The 20,645-nt window shown below is 41.1% G+C and carries 17 protein-coding genes and 1 pseudogene; 11 read left to right on the top strand and 7 right to left on the bottom strand.

Going from position 1 to position 20,645, the window contains the following annotated elements; genetic code table 11:
- Window positions 1-7 precede the first annotated feature (7 nt).
- From J8Z25_RS19865 to J8Z25_RS19855, 3 genes are all read left to right on the top strand, one after another.
- Window positions 8-3,139 carry an efflux RND transporter permease subunit gene (locus tag J8Z25_RS19865; RefSeq protein ID WP_250662127.1) on the top strand — a complete coding sequence of 1,044 codons (3,132 nt, stop codon included), beginning with the start codon at window positions 8-10 and terminating at the stop codon, window positions 3,137-3,139.
- Window positions 3,139-4,542, top strand: coding sequence for an efflux transporter outer membrane subunit (locus tag J8Z25_RS19860; protein WP_250662126.1), 1,404 nt, complete (start codon window positions 3,139-3,141; stop codon window positions 4,540-4,542). The genes J8Z25_RS19865 and J8Z25_RS19860 overlap by 1 nt, the downstream gene beginning before the upstream one ends.
- 128 nt (window positions 4,543-4,670) lie before the next feature.
- Complete coding sequence (locus J8Z25_RS19855) at window positions 4,671-5,288, top strand: TetR/AcrR family transcriptional regulator (protein ID WP_130052435.1); 618 nt, start codon at window positions 4,671-4,673, stop codon at window positions 5,286-5,288.
- Between the two features lie 8 nt (window positions 5,289-5,296).
- On the opposite strand, the gene J8Z25_RS19850 is transcribed toward J8Z25_RS19855, so the two are convergent.
- Window positions 5,297-6,394, bottom strand: a complete 1,098-nt coding sequence (locus J8Z25_RS19850; RefSeq protein WP_250662125.1) for a HupE/UreJ family protein — start codon at window positions 6,392-6,394, stop codon at window positions 5,297-5,299.
- 178 nt (window positions 6,395-6,572) lie between these two features.
- A complete protein-coding gene (locus tag J8Z25_RS19845; RefSeq protein WP_167657273.1) occupies window positions 6,573-7,262 on the bottom strand; it encodes an anti-sigma factor in 690 nt (229 codons plus the stop codon).
- A 304-nt stretch (window positions 7,263-7,566) separates the two neighbouring features.
- On the opposite strand from J8Z25_RS19845, the gene J8Z25_RS19840 reads away from it, so the two are divergent.
- Window positions 7,567-9,189: a diacylglycerol kinase family protein gene (locus tag J8Z25_RS19840; RefSeq protein WP_167657274.1), complete on the top strand. Its 1,623-nt coding sequence runs from the start codon at window positions 7,567-7,569 to the stop codon at window positions 9,187-9,189.
- 6 nt (window positions 9,190-9,195) lie between these two features.
- On the opposite strand, the gene J8Z25_RS19835 is transcribed toward J8Z25_RS19840, so the two are convergent.
- The gene (locus tag J8Z25_RS19835; RefSeq protein WP_130052431.1) at window positions 9,196-9,462 is read right to left on the bottom strand and encodes a VF530 family protein; all 267 of its coding nucleotides are present in this window, start codon (window positions 9,460-9,462) and stop codon (window positions 9,196-9,198) included.
- Window positions 9,463-9,518: 56 nt separating this feature from the next.
- Entirely contained in the window at window positions 9,519-9,818 is a 300-nt protein-coding gene (locus J8Z25_RS19830) for a DUF1496 domain-containing protein (RefSeq protein ID WP_167657275.1), read from the bottom strand.
- A 77-nt stretch (window positions 9,819-9,895) separates the two neighbouring features.
- Between J8Z25_RS19830 and J8Z25_RS19825 the strand changes: the two genes are divergently transcribed.
- Window positions 9,896-10,126 carry a TIGR02647 family protein gene (locus J8Z25_RS19825; RefSeq protein ID WP_130052429.1) on the top strand — a complete coding sequence of 77 codons (231 nt, stop codon included), beginning with the start codon at window positions 9,896-9,898 and terminating at the stop codon, window positions 10,124-10,126.
- Between the two features lie 52 nt (window positions 10,127-10,178).
- Here the strand turns inward: J8Z25_RS19825 and maiA are convergent, their stop codons facing one another.
- Together maiA and hmgA are read right to left on the bottom strand one after the other, a co-directional pair.
- The gene (gene maiA / locus J8Z25_RS19820; protein WP_167657277.1) at window positions 10,179-10,808 is read right to left on the bottom strand and encodes a maleylacetoacetate isomerase; all 630 of its coding nucleotides are present in this window, start codon (window positions 10,806-10,808) and stop codon (window positions 10,179-10,181) included.
- A complete protein-coding gene (hmgA, locus tag J8Z25_RS19815; RefSeq protein WP_250662124.1) occupies window positions 10,808-12,112 on the bottom strand; it encodes a homogentisate 1,2-dioxygenase in 1,305 nt (434 codons plus the stop codon). The genes maiA and hmgA overlap by 1 nt, the downstream gene beginning before the upstream one ends.
- A 103-nt stretch (window positions 12,113-12,215) precedes the next feature.
- Here hmgA and J8Z25_RS19810 point away from each other — a divergent pair, with 103 nt between their 5' ends.
- The 6 genes and pseudogenes from J8Z25_RS19810 to J8Z25_RS20905 all read left to right on the top strand — a co-directional run bounded on the left by J8Z25_RS19810 (window position 12,216) and on the right by J8Z25_RS20905 (window position 17,140).
- Window positions 12,216-12,671, top strand: a complete 456-nt coding sequence (locus tag J8Z25_RS19810) for a MarR family winged helix-turn-helix transcriptional regulator (protein WP_167657279.1) — start codon at window positions 12,216-12,218, stop codon at window positions 12,669-12,671.
- Between the two features lie 95 nt (window positions 12,672-12,766).
- Entirely contained in the window at window positions 12,767-13,579 is an 813-nt protein-coding gene (locus J8Z25_RS19805; protein WP_250662123.1) for a hypothetical protein, read from the top strand.
- Complete coding sequence (locus tag J8Z25_RS19800; protein WP_167657280.1) at window positions 13,579-14,619, top strand: extracellular solute-binding protein; 1,041 nt, start codon at window positions 13,579-13,581, stop codon at window positions 14,617-14,619. The genes J8Z25_RS19805 and J8Z25_RS19800 overlap by 1 nt, the downstream gene beginning before the upstream one ends.
- Complete coding sequence (locus J8Z25_RS19795; protein WP_250662122.1) at window positions 14,619-16,118, top strand: ABC transporter permease; 1,500 nt, start codon at window positions 14,619-14,621, stop codon at window positions 16,116-16,118. The genes J8Z25_RS19800 and J8Z25_RS19795 overlap by 1 nt, the downstream gene beginning before the upstream one ends.
- Before the next feature lie 11 nt (window positions 16,119-16,129).
- Window positions 16,130-16,603, top strand: a pseudogene (locus tag J8Z25_RS20910) (ABC transporter ATP-binding protein); the annotation flags it as partial.
- Between the two features lie 30 nt (window positions 16,604-16,633).
- Entirely contained in the window at window positions 16,634-17,140 is a 507-nt protein-coding gene (locus J8Z25_RS20905; RefSeq protein ID WP_444860527.1) for a TOBE domain-containing protein, read from the top strand.
- Between the two features lie 367 nt (window positions 17,141-17,507).
- Here J8Z25_RS20905 and J8Z25_RS19785 read toward each other — a convergent pair whose 3' ends face one another.
- Window positions 17,508-20,624: a TonB-dependent receptor gene (locus J8Z25_RS19785; protein WP_250662120.1), complete on the bottom strand. Its 3,117-nt coding sequence runs from the start codon at window positions 20,622-20,624 to the stop codon at window positions 17,508-17,510.
- Window positions 20,625-20,645: the final 21 nt, after the last annotated feature.

The raw sequence follows: 20,645 nt of genomic DNA, 5'->3' as shown, positions 1-20,645 counted from the left end.
AAACTTAATGTCACGATTTTTTATTGATCGGCCCATATTTGCATGGGTACTTGCTATCGTAGTTATGCTGGCAGGTATCTTAGCAATTAGAAGTTTGCCAGTTGCGCAATATCCATCAATTGCACCTCCTGCAATTAGTATTCAAGCCTCATACCCTGGTGCGTCGGCCCGTACTCTAGAAGATACGGTTACACAGGTTATTGAACAAAAAATGAAAGGGCTAGATGGCTTGCTCTACATGTCGTCAACGTCAGAATCTAATGGCTCAGCTACTCTAACGTTAACCTTTACTGCGGATACAGACCCAGATATCGCACAGGTTCAAGTACAAAACAAGCTGTCGTTGGCAACACCGTTATTACCAGAAGAAGTTCAACGTCAAGGTGTCTCGGTTGCAAAATCAGCACGTAACTTCCTAATGGTTGTAGGATTTGTTTCTGAAGACGGTAGTATGAACAACATCGATATCGGTGATTATGTTTCATCAAATGTGCTTGATATTATCTCTCGGGTTAACGGTGTCGGGGAAGTACAGCTGTTTGGTTCTCAGTATGCAATGCGTATTTGGTTAGACCCAGCTAAATTACTCAAGTACTCGTTAACTCCTGCTGATATTAGTGCAGCAATCAGTGCCCAAAATGCACAGGTTTCGGCTGGTCAACTGGGTGCCTTGCCAGCAGTGAGTGGCCAGCAACTTAATGCGACAGTGACTGCACAAAGCCGTTTACAAACACCTGAGCAATTTAGAAATATCTTTGTAAAAACTAATACTGATGGTTCAGTTGTTCGTTTAAGTGACGTTGCAGATGTTGAACTAGGTGGTGAAAACTACGGTGTTGTAGCTCGTTTTAACGGTAAACCAGCATCAGGCTTAGGTGTTAAGCTTGCCAGCGGTGCTAATGCACTTGATACAGCAGATGGCGTAAAAGCAGCACTTGCAGAGCTTGAGCCTTTCTTCCCTGAAGGCTTAAAAACGGTTGTTCCCTACGATACAACGCCATTCGTATCACTTTCAATTGAGAAAGTAGTCAGTACGTTGATTGAAGCTGTTGTGCTGGTGTTCTTGGTAATGTACTTATTCTTACAGAACTTCAGAGCAACACTTATTCCTACTATTGCAGTGCCTGTGGTATTGCTAGGTACGTTTGCTATCTTACAGGTTTTTGGCTTCTCTATTAATACCTTAACTATGTTTGCTATGGTGCTTGCTATTGGTCTACTGGTTGATGATGCAATCGTCGTCGTTGAAAACGTTGAACGTGTAATGACCGAAGAGAACTTGTCTCCACTTGAAGCAACACGTAAATCAATGGACGAAATCAAAGGTGCGCTTGTTGGTATTGCGATGGTGCTCTCAGCAGTATTTGTGCCTATGGCGTTCTTCCCAGGCTCAACCGGTGTTATTTATCGTCAGTTCTCAATTACCTTGGTCACAGCGATGAGCTTATCAGTACTGGTTGCATTGATTTTAACGCCAGCGCTATGTGCGACCATCTTAAAACCAAGCCATGTTCACAATAATAAATCATTTATTGGTCGTTTCTTCCTTGGTTTTAACCGTGGTTTTGATAAAACAAACTCGGGTGCGCAAGGTTTTGTGTCTCGCATGATCAAACACAGCAAACGCTATTTACTTATTTACGGTTTAATCGTGGGTGGTATGGTGTTTGTTTTCTCACAATTACCATCGGCATTCTTACCAGATGAAGACCAAGGTATTTTGTTTAACCAAGTAAGCTTACCTGCAGGTGCGACAACAGAGCAAACCTTAAAAGTTGTTGAAAAGATGGAACACCACTTCTTAGAAGATCAATCAGAAGCGGTTAAATCTATCTTTACGGTAACAGGTTTTAGCTTTGCAGGTTCGGGTCAAAACGCGGCAATCGGTTTTGTTGGTTTAAAACATTGGGATGAGCGTCAGCGCCCAGATCTATCAGTGGGGGCGGTTGCTGGTAAAGCCATGGGGTACTTCTCAACGATTAAAGAAGCATTCGTGTTTGCTTTTCCACCACCAGCTGTTGTCGAGCTTGGCACTGCAAATGGTTTTACATTATACCTTCAAGACCGAGTTGGCTTAGGTCACGAGAAATTACTTGAAGCACGAAATATGTTTTTAGGTATGGCTGCGCAAAACCCAGTGCTATCAGGTGTACGTCCTAATGGTCAAGAAGATAAACCAGAGCTTGAGCTTGATATAGATTTAGCGAAAGCAGAAGCGTTAGGTCTTACTCAAGCAGACATTAATAACACGTTATCGACGGCCTGGGGTAGTAGCTATGTAAATGACTTTATTGACCGTGGTCGCGTGAAAAAAGTGTACCTACAAGGCACACCTGAATCGCGCATGGTGCCAGAAGACTTAGACAAGTGGTATGTACGTAATGCAAATGGTGACATGGTACCATTTACTGCGTTTGCTCATTCATATTGGACTTATGGCTCACCGCGTCTTGAGCGCTATAATGGCTTCTCTGCGATGGAAATTCAAGGTGCTGCAGCGCCGGGTTACAGTACTGGCCAAGCGATGACCGAAGTTGAAAAAATGGTTAAGAAGTTACCGCCTGGTGTGTCGTTCGAATGGACAGGTATTTCATATGAAGAACGTTTAAGTGGTGGTCAAGCACCATTACTTTATGCACTTTCATTGCTGGTTGTATTCTTATGTCTAGCGGCGTTATACGAGAGCTGGTCAGTCCCTGCGGCGGTTATGCTGATTGTACCACTAGGGGTATTTGGTGCTTCGATTGCCTCATTTGTATTTAACTTATCAAATGATATTTATCTACAAGTTGGTCTATTAACCACTATTGGTCTTGCATCAAAAAATGCCATCTTGATTGTAGAGTTTGCTATTCATAAAATGGATGAAGGTATGAAGCTTGTCGATGCAGCAGTGGCAGCCATTCGCCTGCGTTTACGTCCAATCTTTATGACATCAATGGCATTTGTGTGTGGTGTACTACCTCTTGCAATTGCATCAAGTGCAGGTTCAGGTGCACAAAATGCGCTAGGTATTGCTGTTATTGGCGGTACACTCGCGTCATCGACCATAGTTGTGTTGTTTGTGCCATTGTTTTTTGTACTAGTGCGTCGTGTATTCCCAGGCAAAACAAAGTCAAACAATGAGGAGCAGGCATAATGAAAGTAAAACTTATCTCAGTGTCTGTTGCTGCACTTATGTTATCTGCCTGTAATATGGCGCCAGATATGGAGCAACGTGAATTACCCGTTGCACAAAACTATGATATCCAAGGTACAGCAGGTGATATAAATGCACTAAATTGGCAGTCATTTTTCAGTAATACGCAACTTCAACAGTTGATTGAGCTAACACTTGAAAACAACAAAGACATCAAAACTGCTGCACTAAATGTGCAGCAGGTAAGAGCAATGTACCAGATTGAAGATTCAGCGTTATACCCAAGCATTGATCTAAATGCGTCGGGTACGCGTCAGCGTCTTCCTGCTGATTTATCTGGTACTGGCCAAGCAACTATTTCTGAAAATTATTCAGCTACAGTTGGCTTAACTGCTTATGAAATTGACCTTTGGGGTAAAGTACGTAACCAATCTGAACAAGCTTTACAAAACCTCTATGCAGCTGAATATAGTTTAACCAGTGTGCGCATTAGTTTGATTTCAGAATTAGTGAATGCATGGCTTAACTATGCGACGGACAAAGAGCTGTTGGCGCTCGCCAACGAGACTTTAAAGTCTCAGCAAGAGTCTTTAGAGCTAACTCGTAAAACATTTGCTCTTGGCGCTGCTTCTCAGTTAACGCTATCACAACTTGAGAGTACTGTGGCAACAGCTAAGGTCGATATTGCGAATTATCAGCGCTTGTTAAAGCGCGATAAAAATGCGCTCGACTTTTTAGTGGGTAAAACCGTCACTGCGGATTTATTACCAACTGAAAGTATAGATGATGTACTGAGCTTACCAGATGTGCCGGTTGGTTTGCCGTCAGAACTGCTTACTCAACGACCAGATATTAAGGCTGCTGAGCATGATTTACTTGCAGCCAATGCAAATATTGGGGTGGCAAAAGCGGCATTCTATCCAAGCATCAGTTTAACCGCGAATGCGGGTACGGCTTCTGCTGACTTAAGTAATCTTTTTGATTCAGGTTCAGGCACATGGAGTTTTGTACCATCTATCAATTTGCCTATTTTTAACATGGGCCGCAACCAAGCCAACCTTGATGTTGCACAATCTCAGCAAGAAATAGCACTAACCAGCTATGAGCAAACCATACAGCAAGCATTCAAAGAAGTCTCTGATGCCCTTGCTGATCGTGAAGGTTATATGCATCAGTTAGATGCCCTCAATGACTTGTATCAAAGTAATGAGCTATCTTTTACTTTATCGGATGCTCGTTTTCAAAAGGGCGCAGACAGTTACTTGCAAGTATTGGACGCACAACGAAATTGGTACAGTGCTGGGCAACAGTTAATATTGGGTAAGCAAGCGTATCTGGCGAGCCAAATTCATTTGTATAAAGCACTCGGTGGCGGCTGGAATGCACAAAAAGCTGCGCAATAAATCTGCAAAAGCATAATTTATTTAAGGTTTTGCAGGTTCTTAGTTGTTTTGACTCTCCGCAAAGATTAAGATCCTGTAAACCTTGTTTAAATTAAAGTTAACTGTAGTCAGTAAAGCTTGGAGAAACCATGACGCAAAAAACGAAAAGACACAATGACCCTGCTCTTGCCGAAGCAAGACGTAATCAAGTGCTCTGTGCCGCGGCTGATTGTTTTCGACGTAAGGGCTACCATGGCGCAGGAATGGCGGAAATTTCTAAAACCGCAGGCATGAGCGCTGGCCATATCTATAATTACTTCGCCAGCAAAGAGGCAATTATAGAATCAATTGTCGAACGTGACATGGAAGAAATGTTTTCAATCTTTAAAGAGTTTGCTGATAAACCTGGCGATCGTGTCACTGTATTGCTTGATGGCCTGGGTAGAGGTGTTGAACGTCATACCGATTTAAATCAAGGTGCTCTTGATTTAGAAATGCTCGCAGAAGCTGCACGCAATGAAAAAGTGGCTAACTTATTACGTGAGTCAGATAGCCATGCTCGTGATTCTATGCGTGACTTATTAGTTGGTGACAGAGGGCCTTTACAAGGGACGGCACTTGATGAAGTGAATGCTCGTATTGAAGTTATGTTTTCTGTGATGGGCGGCCTTTTACTGCGTAAAATGCTCAACCCTGACCTCGATACTGATGAGTTACTAAAAGCTCTTCGCCCCGCAATGAAAACTCTATTGTTACCATTTGAATAGAGCGCTCATTAAAAGCGCTCTATAGACCATTGGATTGCCATAATTGCAATTAGCACTGATCCTGCTGGCATAATGGCTTTTTTATACCAGGGATTATTTCTAAGCAACATTAGTAGCGGTAAACAAATGGCTAAAATAACGAGTTGACCTATCTCAACCCCTAAATTAAACGCTAAAATACTCATTAGCTGGTATTCATTCGATAAGCCAAGCTCACCTAATACACTCGCAAATCCCATACCATGCAATAGACCAAAGCAGAAGGTGATCCAACCTAAACGTACAATCACCGGCCAGATGTTATTAACGGCAGCAAATAAAACTGAAAGCGCGATACCTAATTCTACCCAACGTGTGTTTGGCGATATTATATTCATTGCAGTTGCTGTGAGGGTCATTGAGTGAGCAAGCGTAAACGCAGTGATGATCCACGCTGTATCGACAAGGATTTGTTTTTTTGACTCGACACGTTGCCACTCACCTTGCTTACGCACCAATACACAGCCCAGCAATAGAGCGATTAAAAACAAAATATGATCTGTGCCCATCCAAATATGTAATATGCCTTGCTGTACATATTCAACAAATGTTGTGATAAAGCTTTGCTCTTTAAAGTTGATAACTTGTTTTGGCGTGTTTTCTGTAAACACGCGGTTTGAGTTAGCAATAGCAGCAATTGCTTGATGATGCTCATCTAATTCAAACAAGGCAGTGTAATTAATCGTTATTGAACTATCAGAAGGGCAATCTACTTGTAGTGGCACATGAATGTACGATTGATTAAAGTGGTTATTCACGCTGAGCTCACCTTCAAAAGCGATCTTGCAGCTTAGTTGTTGCTGTAAAACAATCAAATGGCTATTTAGATAGTTAAAAATTGCTTGCTGCTGAGAGGTAATTTCATGCCATGCAATTACATTATCCTGATTTTTATCGAAGTTTACTGCTTTATCGAGATCAGTCACAGAGGCTTGCCAAGAGCCAGTTAATGAAAGTGTATGACTCGTTTGTTGTTCTAAAGTAAGGTAAGCGGTGCTTTGCTGGTGGGCATAACTGGTAAAACTAAAAATCAATAGAAATAGCGTAAACAACAACGACTTTTTCATTTTTATTCCTGAGATAATACAGGCGGGCAAGTCTTATGCTCGAATGACCGCATTTATTTAAGATAAGTAAAAAGGGGCTGTTACTATAGCAAGTACAAAGGTTTAACGGCTAGGTCATCTGTCTTAGAAATAGTGGCTTTGCTCGTGTTTTAATAATGAATCTTTAGGCTGTGTATGGTTAATTAACGTTAAGTTTAGCTGTATAAATAATTTCACTTGGGGAGCCTGATTGTGAACCGCCAGTCGGCTCGCGGCTTATTGCTAGCAACGCAATATTTTGCGGTTTAAATAATGCATTGCGGGCAATTTCTTTGCTATCTGTTTTTGGTAATAAAACAATAGGAATAGCGTTGGGGTAGCCTTTTAAACGGATCCATAACTGGTAGTCATAATCAGTTTGTATACTCATATCACTAGCCGCTTTAAGTAAAATACTGTGATCGCTTATATCTAAATTCCAAAGAGGCTTATTTGATGAATCATAAAATGTAACTGAATGACTGATTTTATCGCTAAATGACTCTTGCGGTTGCCAAGTAATCAAAACCAATACAACGCACGCCGCAGAGGCAATAGCAGCCCAAGCATTAAAAATTACAAAGTTAAAGCCTTTTGCTTTCTTTTCTGCCGGTAAAAGTATCGGGTCAATTCTTTTTGATATTTTATCCCATACTTGTTGATCGGGTGGGTTAGATTCAATCGCGTTTTCTAAATTTTTTATATACCTTTGCCATAATGAGGTTGCGTAGCGAGCTCTTGGTGAGGTTCGCATTAAGCGGCTAAATCTATCTCGGGCATGGCCATGTAATGTGCCTAGAACGTATTCTGCTGCAAGAAAATTAAGTAGCGTGTGGTCATCGTATTTCATAACGAATTAGGCTCAGGATTGATTTAAGTTTTTAAAATAAGCTTCACTAAATATAAATGTCTAGTGTGCTTAACTTTAATTTTAGACTATTAGAGAAAGCCAGCCTTAAAATTTATGATATTTTGCGTATGTAAATAATTGCAAGTTATTCAAAAAGTTGTGAAAAAATGTCCTAAACTTAAAGGGTAAGTTTTCAGTTTGAATCTAAGTCATTGATTTTAAAAAGCCAATAGTGTTTAACAAGTAGATTTAACTGGAGTGAAATTTGCATTGTTCTATTCAATTAGAATAACAAGGAGTGATTATGTGGGCAGCTTTTAGTTACTTGGCACTAGCGATTGTATTTATAATTGCGGCTATTATGGTTGAAACTGTGTATTTTGCGCTGTTCTTTTATTGGACTGCTCTGTCGTTGCTTTTAGTTAGCGGCGCTTACTTTTTTAATATCGCACGTATTTTCAGAAAACGAGAAAACGGAGTGATACCCATCTACATCCGTTGGGCATTTATTCCCTTTTTGTTGGGAGCACAACTTTATAACGCATGGTCGAGAAAGCACGACAAAGTTCCGCCACTACAACAAATTAATGAACATTTATTTTTAGCCTGTCGGTTATTTCCTTCAGATATAGACTCAATGAAAGAAATGGGTATTACGGCTATTTTAGATGTAACATGCGAATTTGATGGCCTTGAATGGTCTTCAACACAAGAGAATATTCGTTATTTAAATATTCCTGTACTTGATCACAGTGTACCTACTCGTGCCCAATTACATCAAGCCATTAATTGGATTGACCATCAAGTAAAAGCAGATAGACGTGTCGTTGTGCATTGTGCACTGGGTCGAGGACGCTCAGTATTTGTAATGGCAGCTTACTTACTTAGCCAAAATAAAGATGCAGATGTACATCAAATTCTCGCACAAATTAAAGAGACTCGACAAACAGCCAATCTAAATAAGCGTCAGCTGCGTCATCTTGTTCGCCGACATCGCTCTGGTGACTTATTAATAAAGAATAAAGCCGTACTTATTGCAAACCCAGTATCAGGCACAAAGCTTTGGGAATCAAAACGTAAGCAAATAACATCACGCTTATCTGAGTATTACGATTTAACCGTTTATACAACTTCAGAAGAAGTCGATGGTACTCAACTAGCAAAAGAAGCCCTAGAGTTAAGCCCTGATGTGGTTATTGCTTGTGGTGGTGATGGTACAGTAACTGAAGTTGCAAGTGTGCTTGTTAATACTGATTGTAAACTAGGTATTATTCCTTTGGGTACTGCTAATGCGCTTGCCCATGTTTTAATGGGTATTAAGTCTAAACTTATACCAGTAGAGCAGGCTTGTGAGCTCATTATTGAAGGTCAAGATAGTCGTATTGATACTGCAGTTTGTAATGGCGAGCGTATGTTGTTACTAGTTGGCATCGGTTTTGAACAAAAGATGATCGAAAAAGCGCATCGAGATGCAAAAAATGAGTCAGGTCAACTGGCTTATTTACAGGGCTTTTGGCAAGCATTAGGCGAGCATGAAGCGCAAGACTACGATGTTACCATTGACGACAACGAGCTGAAAACCATTAATACTACAAGTTTAATCATTGCCAATGCCGCGCCATTTACCACGTTACTTGCTCAATCTGCTGGGCAGCCAGATCATCAAGATGGTTTACTTGATGTAAACTGGTTAACACCCAGTGCCGACTCTAAAGCGAGTACTTTAAGCATCGCAGAGTTAGTGTTCTCAAGTATAACTCAAACTAGTTTCGCAATTAATAGTCATCACACAAATGCTAAACGAGTGACTGTGAGCGCAGAAGATGGCTTGAGCTACGTTATTGATGGTGAGGTAAAAACAGCGGATAAACTAGATGTTGAGATATCACCGAAATCGCTTTCGGTGATTGTAGCTGCTGAAGATTAGCAATGATTACTTTTTAATGCTTTTCCACTGGAAAGAGCCATCATCGGCATGGTCACTATTGATAATGGTATCAATATATAACTGTTCTACTTTTTCACGTGCCCAAGGGGTCTTTCGTAAAAATTTAAGACTCGACTTTACACTTGGGTCATTTTGAAAGCAGCGTACATCGACGTGCGCTGCCATCCCGTCCCAACCAAGTTTTTCTACCAGTTTAGTAACTATGTCAGCTAATTTAACGCCATGTAATGGATTGTTTGGTTGATTGTCCATGATAAATCTTAGGTTATTTGCAACCGCGCAATAGTAACCTATATGCTGGTTTTAAGCTAATTGACATGAATCGTTTTAGCTTGTTTCGGATAAATAATCTCGCCATTAGCATTAAGTCTTAGCCAAGCTAAATCACTGTTTGAAAAATTAGGCTGTTTGGCGGTGCATATTAACGTAATGTCACCAACAGAAATATAAGCACCTTCGGTGTAGCGTTTATTTTCATACCAACAGACTTTTTGGTTGTTCAATGCTTCTTGACCGTCGAGCACAATCACTGGATTTTCCTTTGCTAGTGCTTTATTTAAAAATACTAAAATAAACAAAGTGCTTAACAGTAAAATTTTCTTTAACAAAATACCTCTCCCGTTGGGCAGATTTGTATAACTACACTAAGCTTATGACAAGGAATAAATAATAAAAAGGTGAACACATGCAATTTGATAAAAATATGATCGACGAACTAACCCTACTTGCAAAATTTCCTCGTAATTCACAAATGCAGGGAATTAAAATTCACTCCGATGCCGAAAGTTCAATTAGAGATGCAGCACAACGTCTTTATGATAAGGGCATTACTGACAGCCCAGATGGAGGCTACTTAACTGATTTGGGACTCGATTTAATTAACCATGTGAGTGTGATTAACTCAGCGCTTAGATAACAAAAATACAGGCCCGAAGTGTTCGGGCCTTTTTCATGAATAATTGAAAAGCTTAAATTGCATCCGGCTGATTTTGTGGTGCAGCATCAATAAATGCATCAAGCTTATTACATTGCTCATAAACTGCGGCAATTTTAGGGTACTTACTCATATCAACCTTAAAGCGCAGAGCATTAAATACTTGCGGCACTAAGCACACATCAGCAAGCGTTGGTTTGTTGCCCACACAAAAGGTGTTCGCTTCATTGAGAAGTTTTTCGATACTCTCAAAACCAACTTCTACCCAATGTTTATACCAGGTGGTTTTTGCCTCTTCGTCAACACCAAGATCGTTAGCTAAGTACTTTAATACGCGCAAATTATCGATAGGGTGGATATCACATGCTACGGCATAACATAAATTGCGTATTTGAGCTTTTTGCCACGCATCTCCAGTTAAAAGAGGTGTTTCAGGGTGGGCTTCTTCAAGCCATTCTAAAATAGCCAGTGATTGCGCAAGTACACCTTGTTCAGTTTCAAGTGCTGGCAATAATCCTTGAGGGTTTTTTGCTAGATACTCGTCGCTTTGCTGCTCTGATTTTAATAAATTTACAGTCACCAACTCGTGATCAATGTTCTTTAAATTAAGAGCAATGCGTACTCGGTATGCAGCTGATGAACGAAAATAGCTATAAAGTTTCATTATGCGTCCTGTTTACCAGTGAAATATTTTTTAATCGTGCGCCAACAGTCTGTGTAGTTAGGCTGACGCTCCTTGCCTTCAAGGGCATATTTAGTTGGTGAAATAACGTAACGTGATTCGAACATAAATGCCAAGGTGTTTTCGTAACGTTGTGGTTCAAGCTCAGCATTTGATGCCTTTTCAAATACATCGGCTTCAGGACCATGTGGCGACATGCAATTATGTAAGCTAGAACCGCCTGGTACAAAGCCATGCTCTTTAGCATCGTAAACGCCTTCAATTAAGCCCATAAATTCACTCATAATATTACGGTGGTAATAAGGTGGGCGGAAGGTATTCTCAGCAACCATCCAACGCGGAGGGAAGATAGCAAAGTCGATATTAGCAACCCCTTCTGTTCCCGATGGTGATGTTAATACGGTGAAGATTGATGGATCAGGGTGATCGTAACTTACAGTATTCATTACATTGAATCTTGCAAGGTCATACTTATAAGGGGCGCTATTACCTGTCCAAGCTACGACATCTAAAGGAGAGTGACCAATATCACAGCGAAACAAATTGCCGTTGAATTTAGCAACCAGTTCGAAATCACCTTCAATATCTTCATAAGCTGCTACAGGGTAGTGGAAGTCACGATCATTTGCATAACCGTTTGCACCTACAGGGCCGCGCTCAGGTAAAATATAAGCATGTCCGTAGTTTTCGCAAATATAGCCACGGGCTGTATCAGTAAGCAAATCAACAGCAAATTTAATCCCTCGAGGAATAACAGCAATTTCACCAGCACGAACGGTTAGTTTACCGCACTCTGTTCTTAGTAACAGTTCACCTTGTTGCGGTACAAACAGCATTTCACCATCAGCATTATAAAAGTAACGGTTTTGCATTGATTTATTAGCGACATAGATATGAATACCAATACCTGTTTGTGCATTGGCACTGCCGTTGGCAGCCATAGTGACTAAACCATCAATAAAATCAGTTGGCTCTGCTGGAATTTCAATTGGATCCCAACGTAGCATTGTCGGTGGTGTTGGCACTTCTGTTATAGGTGCTGTACGAATAAGGCCATTGTCGATTGGCGTATAATCACCTTGTACTACTGATGGGCGAATGCGGTAAAACCAAGTACGTCGGTTATCTGCACGAGGCGCTGTAAATGCAGTTGTGCTGAACTGCTCTGCATATAAATCGTATTTTACTTTTTGTGGGCTGAATTGACCGATAGGTAATGCACCGGGTAATGCTTCGGTTTCAAATTCATTACCAAAGCCTGTCATATATTGTAATTCGTTATTCATCACTAGACTCCTGAAAGGTTTTAGGTAAGATACTCTCATGTGAGACTAAATTCAAACCGCATTGAATTTGCTTGTGTAAATATTTTTTGACAGTAGTGTAACCATGACAATAGATAAACAGCCAACGCTCGATTTACAGCAGTTCTTACCTTACTCATTAACCAATATTGCAATGCAGATGAGTGAGCAATTTAGTGAGCTATATCAAAAGCAGTTTGATTTAACCGTGCCACAATGGCGAGTAGTCGCGAATCTTGCTCAATACGGTGAATGCACTGCTAAACAGTTGTGTGATATGGCACAAATGGATAAATCAACGGTGTCCCGTGCAGTAAAGTCTTTATTAACAAGAAACCTTATTGCAGCAAAAGCGAACCCAACAGATAAACGCGCAAACCTGTTATCGTTATCAGAGGCAGGAGTAGGTTTGCATAAACAAATTGTTCCACTAGCAAATGAGTGGCAATCAAGTTTAGTCAGTGGCTTAGATAGCCAAGAAATTAAACAATTTATGAACACTCTTAGTAAGCTTTCCAGTCACTTAAATAAAAATGTGTAAATCTGTAATCAAGGCTTTATAGCAATTGATTTAGACAATCGATACGTATATGATAATGGCTATCATTTACAATTAGAAACTTGGATGTCCCCCCTATGAAATTAGCGTTAAACACCGTTAAAACACTAGGTCTTAGCCTAGTATTAGCATCTACTTTTATTGCCCAACCTGTATTGGCAAATGGTCCAATTGGTGAGCACGTTAATCATCTAAAAGAAAATTTAAAAGATTACTCAGAAGACGTTGAGTGGATGATCGGTAAAGTTGACACCATGATTACCGATTATGAAACAAAAGGCGCAAAAGCGGTTAAAAGCGATGATTTAATTGAATACTGGGAGTCAGTTAAGTTTCACAGTGCAATTGAAACTAATTATGTGCCGGTTTATGCATCAATCTGGCAAGGTATTTATGGTATCAAAATGGCCATTGATGACAAAAAGCCAGCAAGCGAAGTTCGTGAGCACCAAAAGGCTTTAAATGCTGCCTTGTGGCAGGGTCTTGGAGCTGTTAAACTTGCTGCCGATTTTCAGCAAAAAGGCTTATTAAAAGCTGTAAAAGCAACTGCTTCTGAGACAATGACGCAAAGCGCTACTATCGATGAGATTAAACACAAATTAGATCGTGTTGTTGCAAAATATGCAGAACGTTTAAGCGATGAAGCAACACAAATCGTACACGATACTTACCTTCATTTATTCGAGGGTGTTGAAGGTACACTTATTGAAAAAGATGCGAAGTTAGTAGAAGTTCTCGAAAAAGATTTTAATGTAACCCTGCCAAAAGCTATTTCTGATAAAGGGTCTGTTGACCAAGTACGTGCAGTGGTTGTTGATATGCAAGAAAAACTAGATCGCGCTAAGGTGTTACTAGAAGAAGCCGAAAAAGCACGTAAGGATGTATTTTAGTGAAGCGTAGGACCTTTATTCAAGGCCTGGCTGCGTTTGGGGTAGTGGGCGCAATGCCACTACCTCTTTCTCGTGCCTTTGCAGCCTCTGCTGCAAGCCCAATTTCAGTGAAAGACTTACCAGCCCTTGAGGGTGACCTAACATTATATTTAGGCCGTGGTGAAGGTGGTTTGTACGAAAACGTACTGCAATCAATTCAAAAGAAAAACCCAAAACTTAACTTATCTATTCGACGAGGGCCAACTGCTGCATTAGCCAACATGATTGTGGCTGAAGCGAAAGCAGGTGTAAAACGTGCTGATTTATTTTGGGCGGTTGACTCAGGTGCTATTGGCTTAGTAACAGACGCGGGTCTAGCTAAACCTTTACCATCTGACTTAGTAGCGCAGTTACAGCCGCAGTTTCGTTATCCTGGCTGGGCACCAGTGACAGGCCGTATTCGTACATTGCCTTATAACACTAAGCGTCTAAGCAAAGAGCAGATCCCAGATAGTATAATGGCAATTGCTGACAGTGATTTATCAATTGGTTGGGCACCTGCTTATGCATCTTTCCAATCATTCGTGACGGCAATGCGCATACTTGAGGGGGATGATAAAACAGCTAAATGGCTTAAAAAAGTTCAAAAACGCTCTAAAAATTATGCTGGTGAACTCGGTGTCGTCATGGCTGTTGAACGTGGCGAAGTGGATATTGGTTTTGCTAACCATTATTACACATTACGCCTTAAGGCAGGTAAACCGGATGCTAACCTTGATCTTGCTTTTACAAATCAAGATGCAGGTTGTTTAGTTAATGCATCGGGTGTCTTATCGCTGACAGATAATCCAAATGCAATGAATTTTATGCGTTACTTACTAAGTTCAGAAGTACAAAGTTACTTAGCTCGTGAAGCATATGAAATCCCATTGATCCAAGGTATTGACCAGCCAGCTGGGCTACCTGCGTTAACTGATATTTCACCTCCGAAAATCGATTTAACTCAATTGGCAGATTTAAGGCCAACTCTTGACCTTATGCGCAGTAGCGGTGTTTTATAATGCGCATACCTGCTTCTTATCCCATGGCGCTGCTTGCAGCGCTTTTGGCATTAGTGCCAGTATATATTTTAATCACTTTGGCCAGTGATGCGACTGCTGTTTTTGATAGTCATAATTTAAAAATTCTTGGTAACACCTTATCACTTATGGTGTTAACGGTAATAGGCTCTATTTTAATTGGAGTGCCTCTGGCGTTTATTAGTGCTTATGTTCAACTTCCATTTAAAAAGCTTTGGCTTGTTCTGTTTGCAGCTCCGCTTGCAATCCCAAGCTATATTGGTGCGTTTACTTTATATGCTGCATTTGGTCCCGGCGGTGAGATAACTCAGCTGTTGGGCTTTGAAACGCCCCCTATGTATGGGTTAACTGGTGCTGCCATTGTAATGACGCTATATACGTTTCCGTTTGTAATGCTTACAACGCGTTCGTCTTTACTGAGCCTTGATGCGAGCATGGTTAATGCCGCGCGTACATTAGGTATGTCGATGCCGATGAGTGTATTTAAAGTAATACTGCCACGCGTAATAAATGGGATAGCTGCGGGTTCATTATTGGTTGCACTTTATACTTTATCAGATTTTGGTACACCAGCTATGATGCGTTTAGATACCTTTACTCGTGTAATCTATGTTGAATATAACGCATTCGGTTTAAGCCGCGCAGCTATGTTGTCGCTACAATTAATGGTGATAGTTGGCTTTTTACTGTTCATTGAGTCACAAATTAAAACAGCATCTGAGCGCCATGGCAGACCGCTGATGTTATTCCCATCTAACGGTCAAAAATTAGCAATGCTGGTGACTTTTTTGCCTGTTTTGTTACTTGCGATTTGTTTGCCGTTAGCCATTTTTACCCTTTGGCTTGCCCGTGATGGTGTTGCTGATTTTGATTTTAGCATAGCTTGGAATTCGGCTTATGCGTCTGGTATTGCAGCTACTGTGGCTGTTGTTGTTGCAGTACCTGTAGCCCATGCTGCATTAAGCGGCAAAGTAGGGCGTATTATGGAACGGGTAACTTATTTTGGTTTTGGTATTCCGGGTATCGTGATGGGTACTGCTCTTGTGTATGGTGGCCTGCAATTGCCGCTTCTATACCAAACTCTAGCATTATTAGTGATTGCCTACGTATTGCGTTTTTTACCGCTGGCGGTTGGTTCTGTGCGTACCAGTACTGAACATTTAGATTCCAGCTTAATCAAATCAGCACGCGTTCTGGGGGCAAGCCCTCGCGAAGCATTTATGCGTATTACCTTGCCTTTAACAATGCGCGGTATCATTGCCGGTGCCGCCTTGGTATTTTTAGAATCAATGCGAGAACTTGAAGCTACGTTGTTACTTGGTCCTACAGGGTTCGAAACCCTATCAACCTATTTATGGCGTGTTTATGAAGCCGGTTACTTTGGTCGTGCTGCAATACCTGGCTTATTGTTGGTAGTGATATCAGCATGTGGCTTAGCTATAATGCTCTCAGGTGAAAAACGCAGTCAATTAGAACATTAAGGATCAGTTTAATGCTATCAGTTAGTAAGCTGTCTATCGATTATGGTAGCAATCGTGTGGTAAGTGAACTTAACTTATCACTTGGGGAAAGTGAGATCCTCATGCTAGTTGGTCCAACTGGCTGTGGTAAAAGTACAATTTTACAAGCGTTAGCTGGGCTAATTCCCATTAGCGAAGGTGAAATTAACTTAGGCTCATGGCGAGCAACGCCAAAGTTAAAAGTACCACCTGAAAAGCGAAAAGTAGGTATGGTATTTCAAGACTTTGCGCTATTTCCGCACTTAACGGTACAGCAAAATATTTGCTTTAGATTGACTGATACCTCAAAAGCAGATCATTGGATTAAGCTACTGGGTCTTGAAGCTTTTCGAAATAAAAAGCCAGCTACATTATCAGGCGGTCAAAAACAGCGCGTAGCGCTTGCTCGTACGCTTGCCCATGATCCTGAGTTTGTATTACTAGATGAACCCTTATCTAACCTTGATGCAGCTTTAAAAGATACCCTTCGTTGGGATATCCGTAATGCATTAAAAGATGCTGGTGTACCTGCAATTTGGGTAACCCACGACCAAGAAGAAGCTTTATCTGTTGGTGACCGTGTCGGCGTACTTAAAGAAGGTATTATTCAACAAATTGACACCCCTGAGCGTTGTTTTAGTTTACCAAGCAATCGCTTTGTTGCGCGCTTTTTAGGTGAAGCAAGTTTTATCTCTGGCCATTGTGAAGGTGATATCGCCACAACTGATTTAGGTAATGCGCCAGCTATTAAAGTAGACCATGATGCAGCAAAGGTTGATGTATTACTTCGCCCCGATGATGTTCACCTTATTCAAAATGCGAGTACTAGCAATGGTAAAGTGACGTGGGTCCGTTACGAAGGTGGCAGCCGCTTATGCGCTGTTAAATTAGCGTGTGATACAGTAGTGACAAGCCGAGTGAGTCATGAGGTGGTGGTGCGCCCAGGTGATGCAGTTCATGTTTCTATCAATACAACACACCCACTTGCGGTTTACGCAGCTTAAATAAAAGTATCTGTGCAGGTCTCACTGGCCTGCATTTTTTAGAAAGCTTTCAGCCATCAGACGCGAGTAAAATCAGCTACCTAGCAACTTGCTTACTTTCCTCTTAAAGCTCGTAACTACTATTTTTACCGGCTAAAGCCCGTCCTACGGAAATTTTATCAGGTATTAGGCTCTAGGTTTTGGCATTAGGTTTCAGATACAAGGACGCGATGTAAAATCGCTGCTACTAGTAACTTTCTAACTTTACTCTTGTTAACTTTCCCCTAGTAGCTTTACTCTCGTAACTTGCAACAGCTAACTTTCTCCAAAACGTAAAAAGCCCGCCAGTAGGGGCGGGCTTTTGCTTTATAACAAGGTTAACTCGTTATTAGAATGTGTAACGAACACCTACACGCATTTCCCAAACTGATGCACCGCTTTGAGTTGCAGTTTTACCATTGTTAGGGCTGAAGTCAGAGTATACGTAACGACCTTGGTCATCGATTGATGTTTTGATCATACGGTTACCAACGAAGTTACCTTTCTTAAGTACGCCCCAGTCATCATTTAACATGTTTGTTAAGTTATCGATAACGAAGAACACTTCACCTTTGTGACCAGGCATGAAACCAGGTAACTCTTGAGTCATCTTGAAGTTAACTTTAGTGAACCAATCAGCATTTTGGCTGTTACGGCCAACGATTTCACCGCGTTCAAGGCCTTGAGCAGAAATCCACTCGTTGAACTCATTAACCTCATCAGCAGTCATGTCGTAAACAACATTAGGGTCATTCACTTCAGGGATATACATTAACTGACGGCTGCGGTTTGAGTTGCTATCACCCCAAACTTTGTCACTACCATTATATGTATAGCTGTAAGGAAGACCTTTGTATGTTTCGCTGAATAGGTTGAAACGTGTGTTGTAACCATCGAACAGCTCAGTTGTGTAACCTAATGTCATAGTAAAGCGATGTGGGATCTCGTAATCAGATGTGTGCGCACCTGGGTTAGTCGGATCGTATGTCGCCATGTTACCGTAGTTTGAGCTCGCTACAGAGCTAGTCATTGGGTTTACGTCAGTTGAATCAGTGTAAGCATAAGCAAGTTGTACGCTGATACCGTTATCAAAACGTTTGCTCATTGCAGCAGAAATGATATGAGACTCACCGCTGTTACCACTTACATTAGTAAGTACTAAATCACCGCTACGACCTTCTTTAGACTCAAGAATTGGACGACCGTCAAATGTTGTGTTGCCAGAATCTTGTAAAGCGATATCTTTTAAAATTGCAGCATCTTTACGTTTAGTGAATAAGTAATCTAGTGAGAATACATACTCATCTTCAGTTGTGTATGTTGCACCTACTGAGTATTTCCACTCTGATGGCATTTCGAAATCTGGGTCAACAGCATTTACTGAAGAATCACCTGCGCCAATTGTTGTATTAGCAACTTCATCATACATTTCTTGAGGAACTTCGTAACCTGGTGTACCACCATTTACTGTTGGTGTATTAAATAAATCAACATCTTCACGGTAAGTACCAATGTTAGTGATACCGTCGTTTGAGTATGAGTTAGATAACCAAACGTTCGGGTTACCACCAGAGAACAGGCCAACACCAGCACGAACTTCTAATGCATCCGTTGCGTACCATTCAAAACCAACACGTGGTTGAATTAAGTCGATGCCGTCGAATGTACCTTGGTTGCTGAAACCGTAGCGGTTTGTAAAGTTCTCATTGTAGTTAGGTTTATCGTCACTTGTGTATTTGTCGTAACGAAGACCAAACGTTAATGTAGCATCTAAATCTGTGAAGCTGTACTCATCTTGCACATAGAATGTATGCTGAGCATAAGAGAAACTTGCAGCAGCATCAGTTGGATTATTTGTACCCGCAGCATTGTTATAGTAGATACGAGCAGCTTGACCCGCTTCAAAATCATCTACAGAATCAAAACGCCACTCACCTTGAGTGTGCTGAACGAACTGGTTAAATACGTCTAGGTTTTCGTACTCGTAACCACCAGTAATCGTGTGTTGATCAAGGTAGTATGTACCCGCAAGTTTTACAGTCGTTGTTTCGTAATCTAGGTCATTTGATTGACGAGAGTCATCTGGACCAATGTAGATAGTACCACCACCAGCAGCATCAATTTGCATTTCACCGAAGCTACTTGCTGCATCTAAAGATTGTACTGTTGCATCTAGCTCAGATTTACCAATACGAACTTCAGTTGAGAAGCTATCTGACCAATCTGAGTAAAGTGAACCGACAAGTGATGTGAACTCAGCACCTTGCTTGAAGAAGTGATTATCTAGAGCTACTGTATCGCTGTATGCATCTGATTGAGATAGCGTGAAAGCGTCATTGTAGTTATAGATTAAGTTTGCACGGTGATCATCATTGATGTTCCAGTCAAGTTTAACAAAGATTTTTTCATCTTCAACTGGTGCGCTTGATGGCATGCCACCTGCATCATAACCGTAAACGTCTTGAGCGATTTGTTGTACACGTGCAACATCTGCTGCTGAAACACTACCTGTATTTAAACCGCCGTACTCGTATTGTTTAACACCTTCAACTTTTTCATAAGATGTGAATAAGAAAAGGTTATCTTTAATTAGTGGTAAACCAACGTTGAAGCCGTAACGTTTTTCAGTGTAATCACCGTTGTCGTAGTCTTCACCTTCAATTTTGTCGCCTTTCATTGAATCATTTGTGTAATCGAAGAAAACACCACCGTGTACTTCATTACCACCAGATTTAGTAACAGCGTTGATGTTACATGATGTGAAACCACCGTATTGAACATCAAAAGGTGCAAGCTCAACAGCAACCTGCTCGATTGAATCAAAAGAGAAAGGAGCGCCGATAGTTGGGTAACCGTTTGAGCTTAAGCCGAAGTTATCGTTCATACGAACGCCGTCTAGCGTTAAGCTGTTAAAGCGTGGGTTACCACCACCACAGTTGATTGAACCGCGGCTATCATCGATTGTTACACGTGGGTCGATACGAATGATATCTTTTAGGTCACGGTTGATAGCTGGTTGGTTTTCTAAATCTTCAAGTGTGAACGTTGCAGCTGGACCTGTGCCACCAGACATACGGCTGATAGGACGACCTGTAACTACGATTTGTTCTACATCAGATTGTCTCTCTAACGTAACATTAACTGGGTAGTCAGCACCCACTTGTAGGTTGATGTTGTTGAATGTTTGATCTGCGAAAACGTCAGAATCTACAACAACGCGGTAAGGACCACCTACACGTAGGCCTTTTGCTGTGAAGTAACCCGCATCGTTCGTTTCAGTTTCTTTAGTTGAACCTGAAGGTAAGTGAACGATTGTAATCTTAGTGCCTGCAGCAGGGTTGCCGCTAGGACCTTTGATTTGACCCTTGATAGCAGATGTTGTTTCATTTGCTAACGCTGCACCACTCACACCAACACATGCTGCAATAGCAAGTGATAGAGCTGTTTTGCGGAGTTGGATTTTCATTATGTTATTTCCCGTGTTAGA

Origin of the sequence: Pseudoalteromonas sp. SCSIO 43101, assembly GCF_023650775.1 — a bacterium.
In the GTDB taxonomy this organism is placed as follows: domain Bacteria; phylum Pseudomonadota; class Gammaproteobacteria; order Enterobacterales; family Alteromonadaceae; genus Pseudoalteromonas; species Pseudoalteromonas apostichopi.
This window is presented reverse-complemented; position numbering and strand designations above follow the sequence as displayed.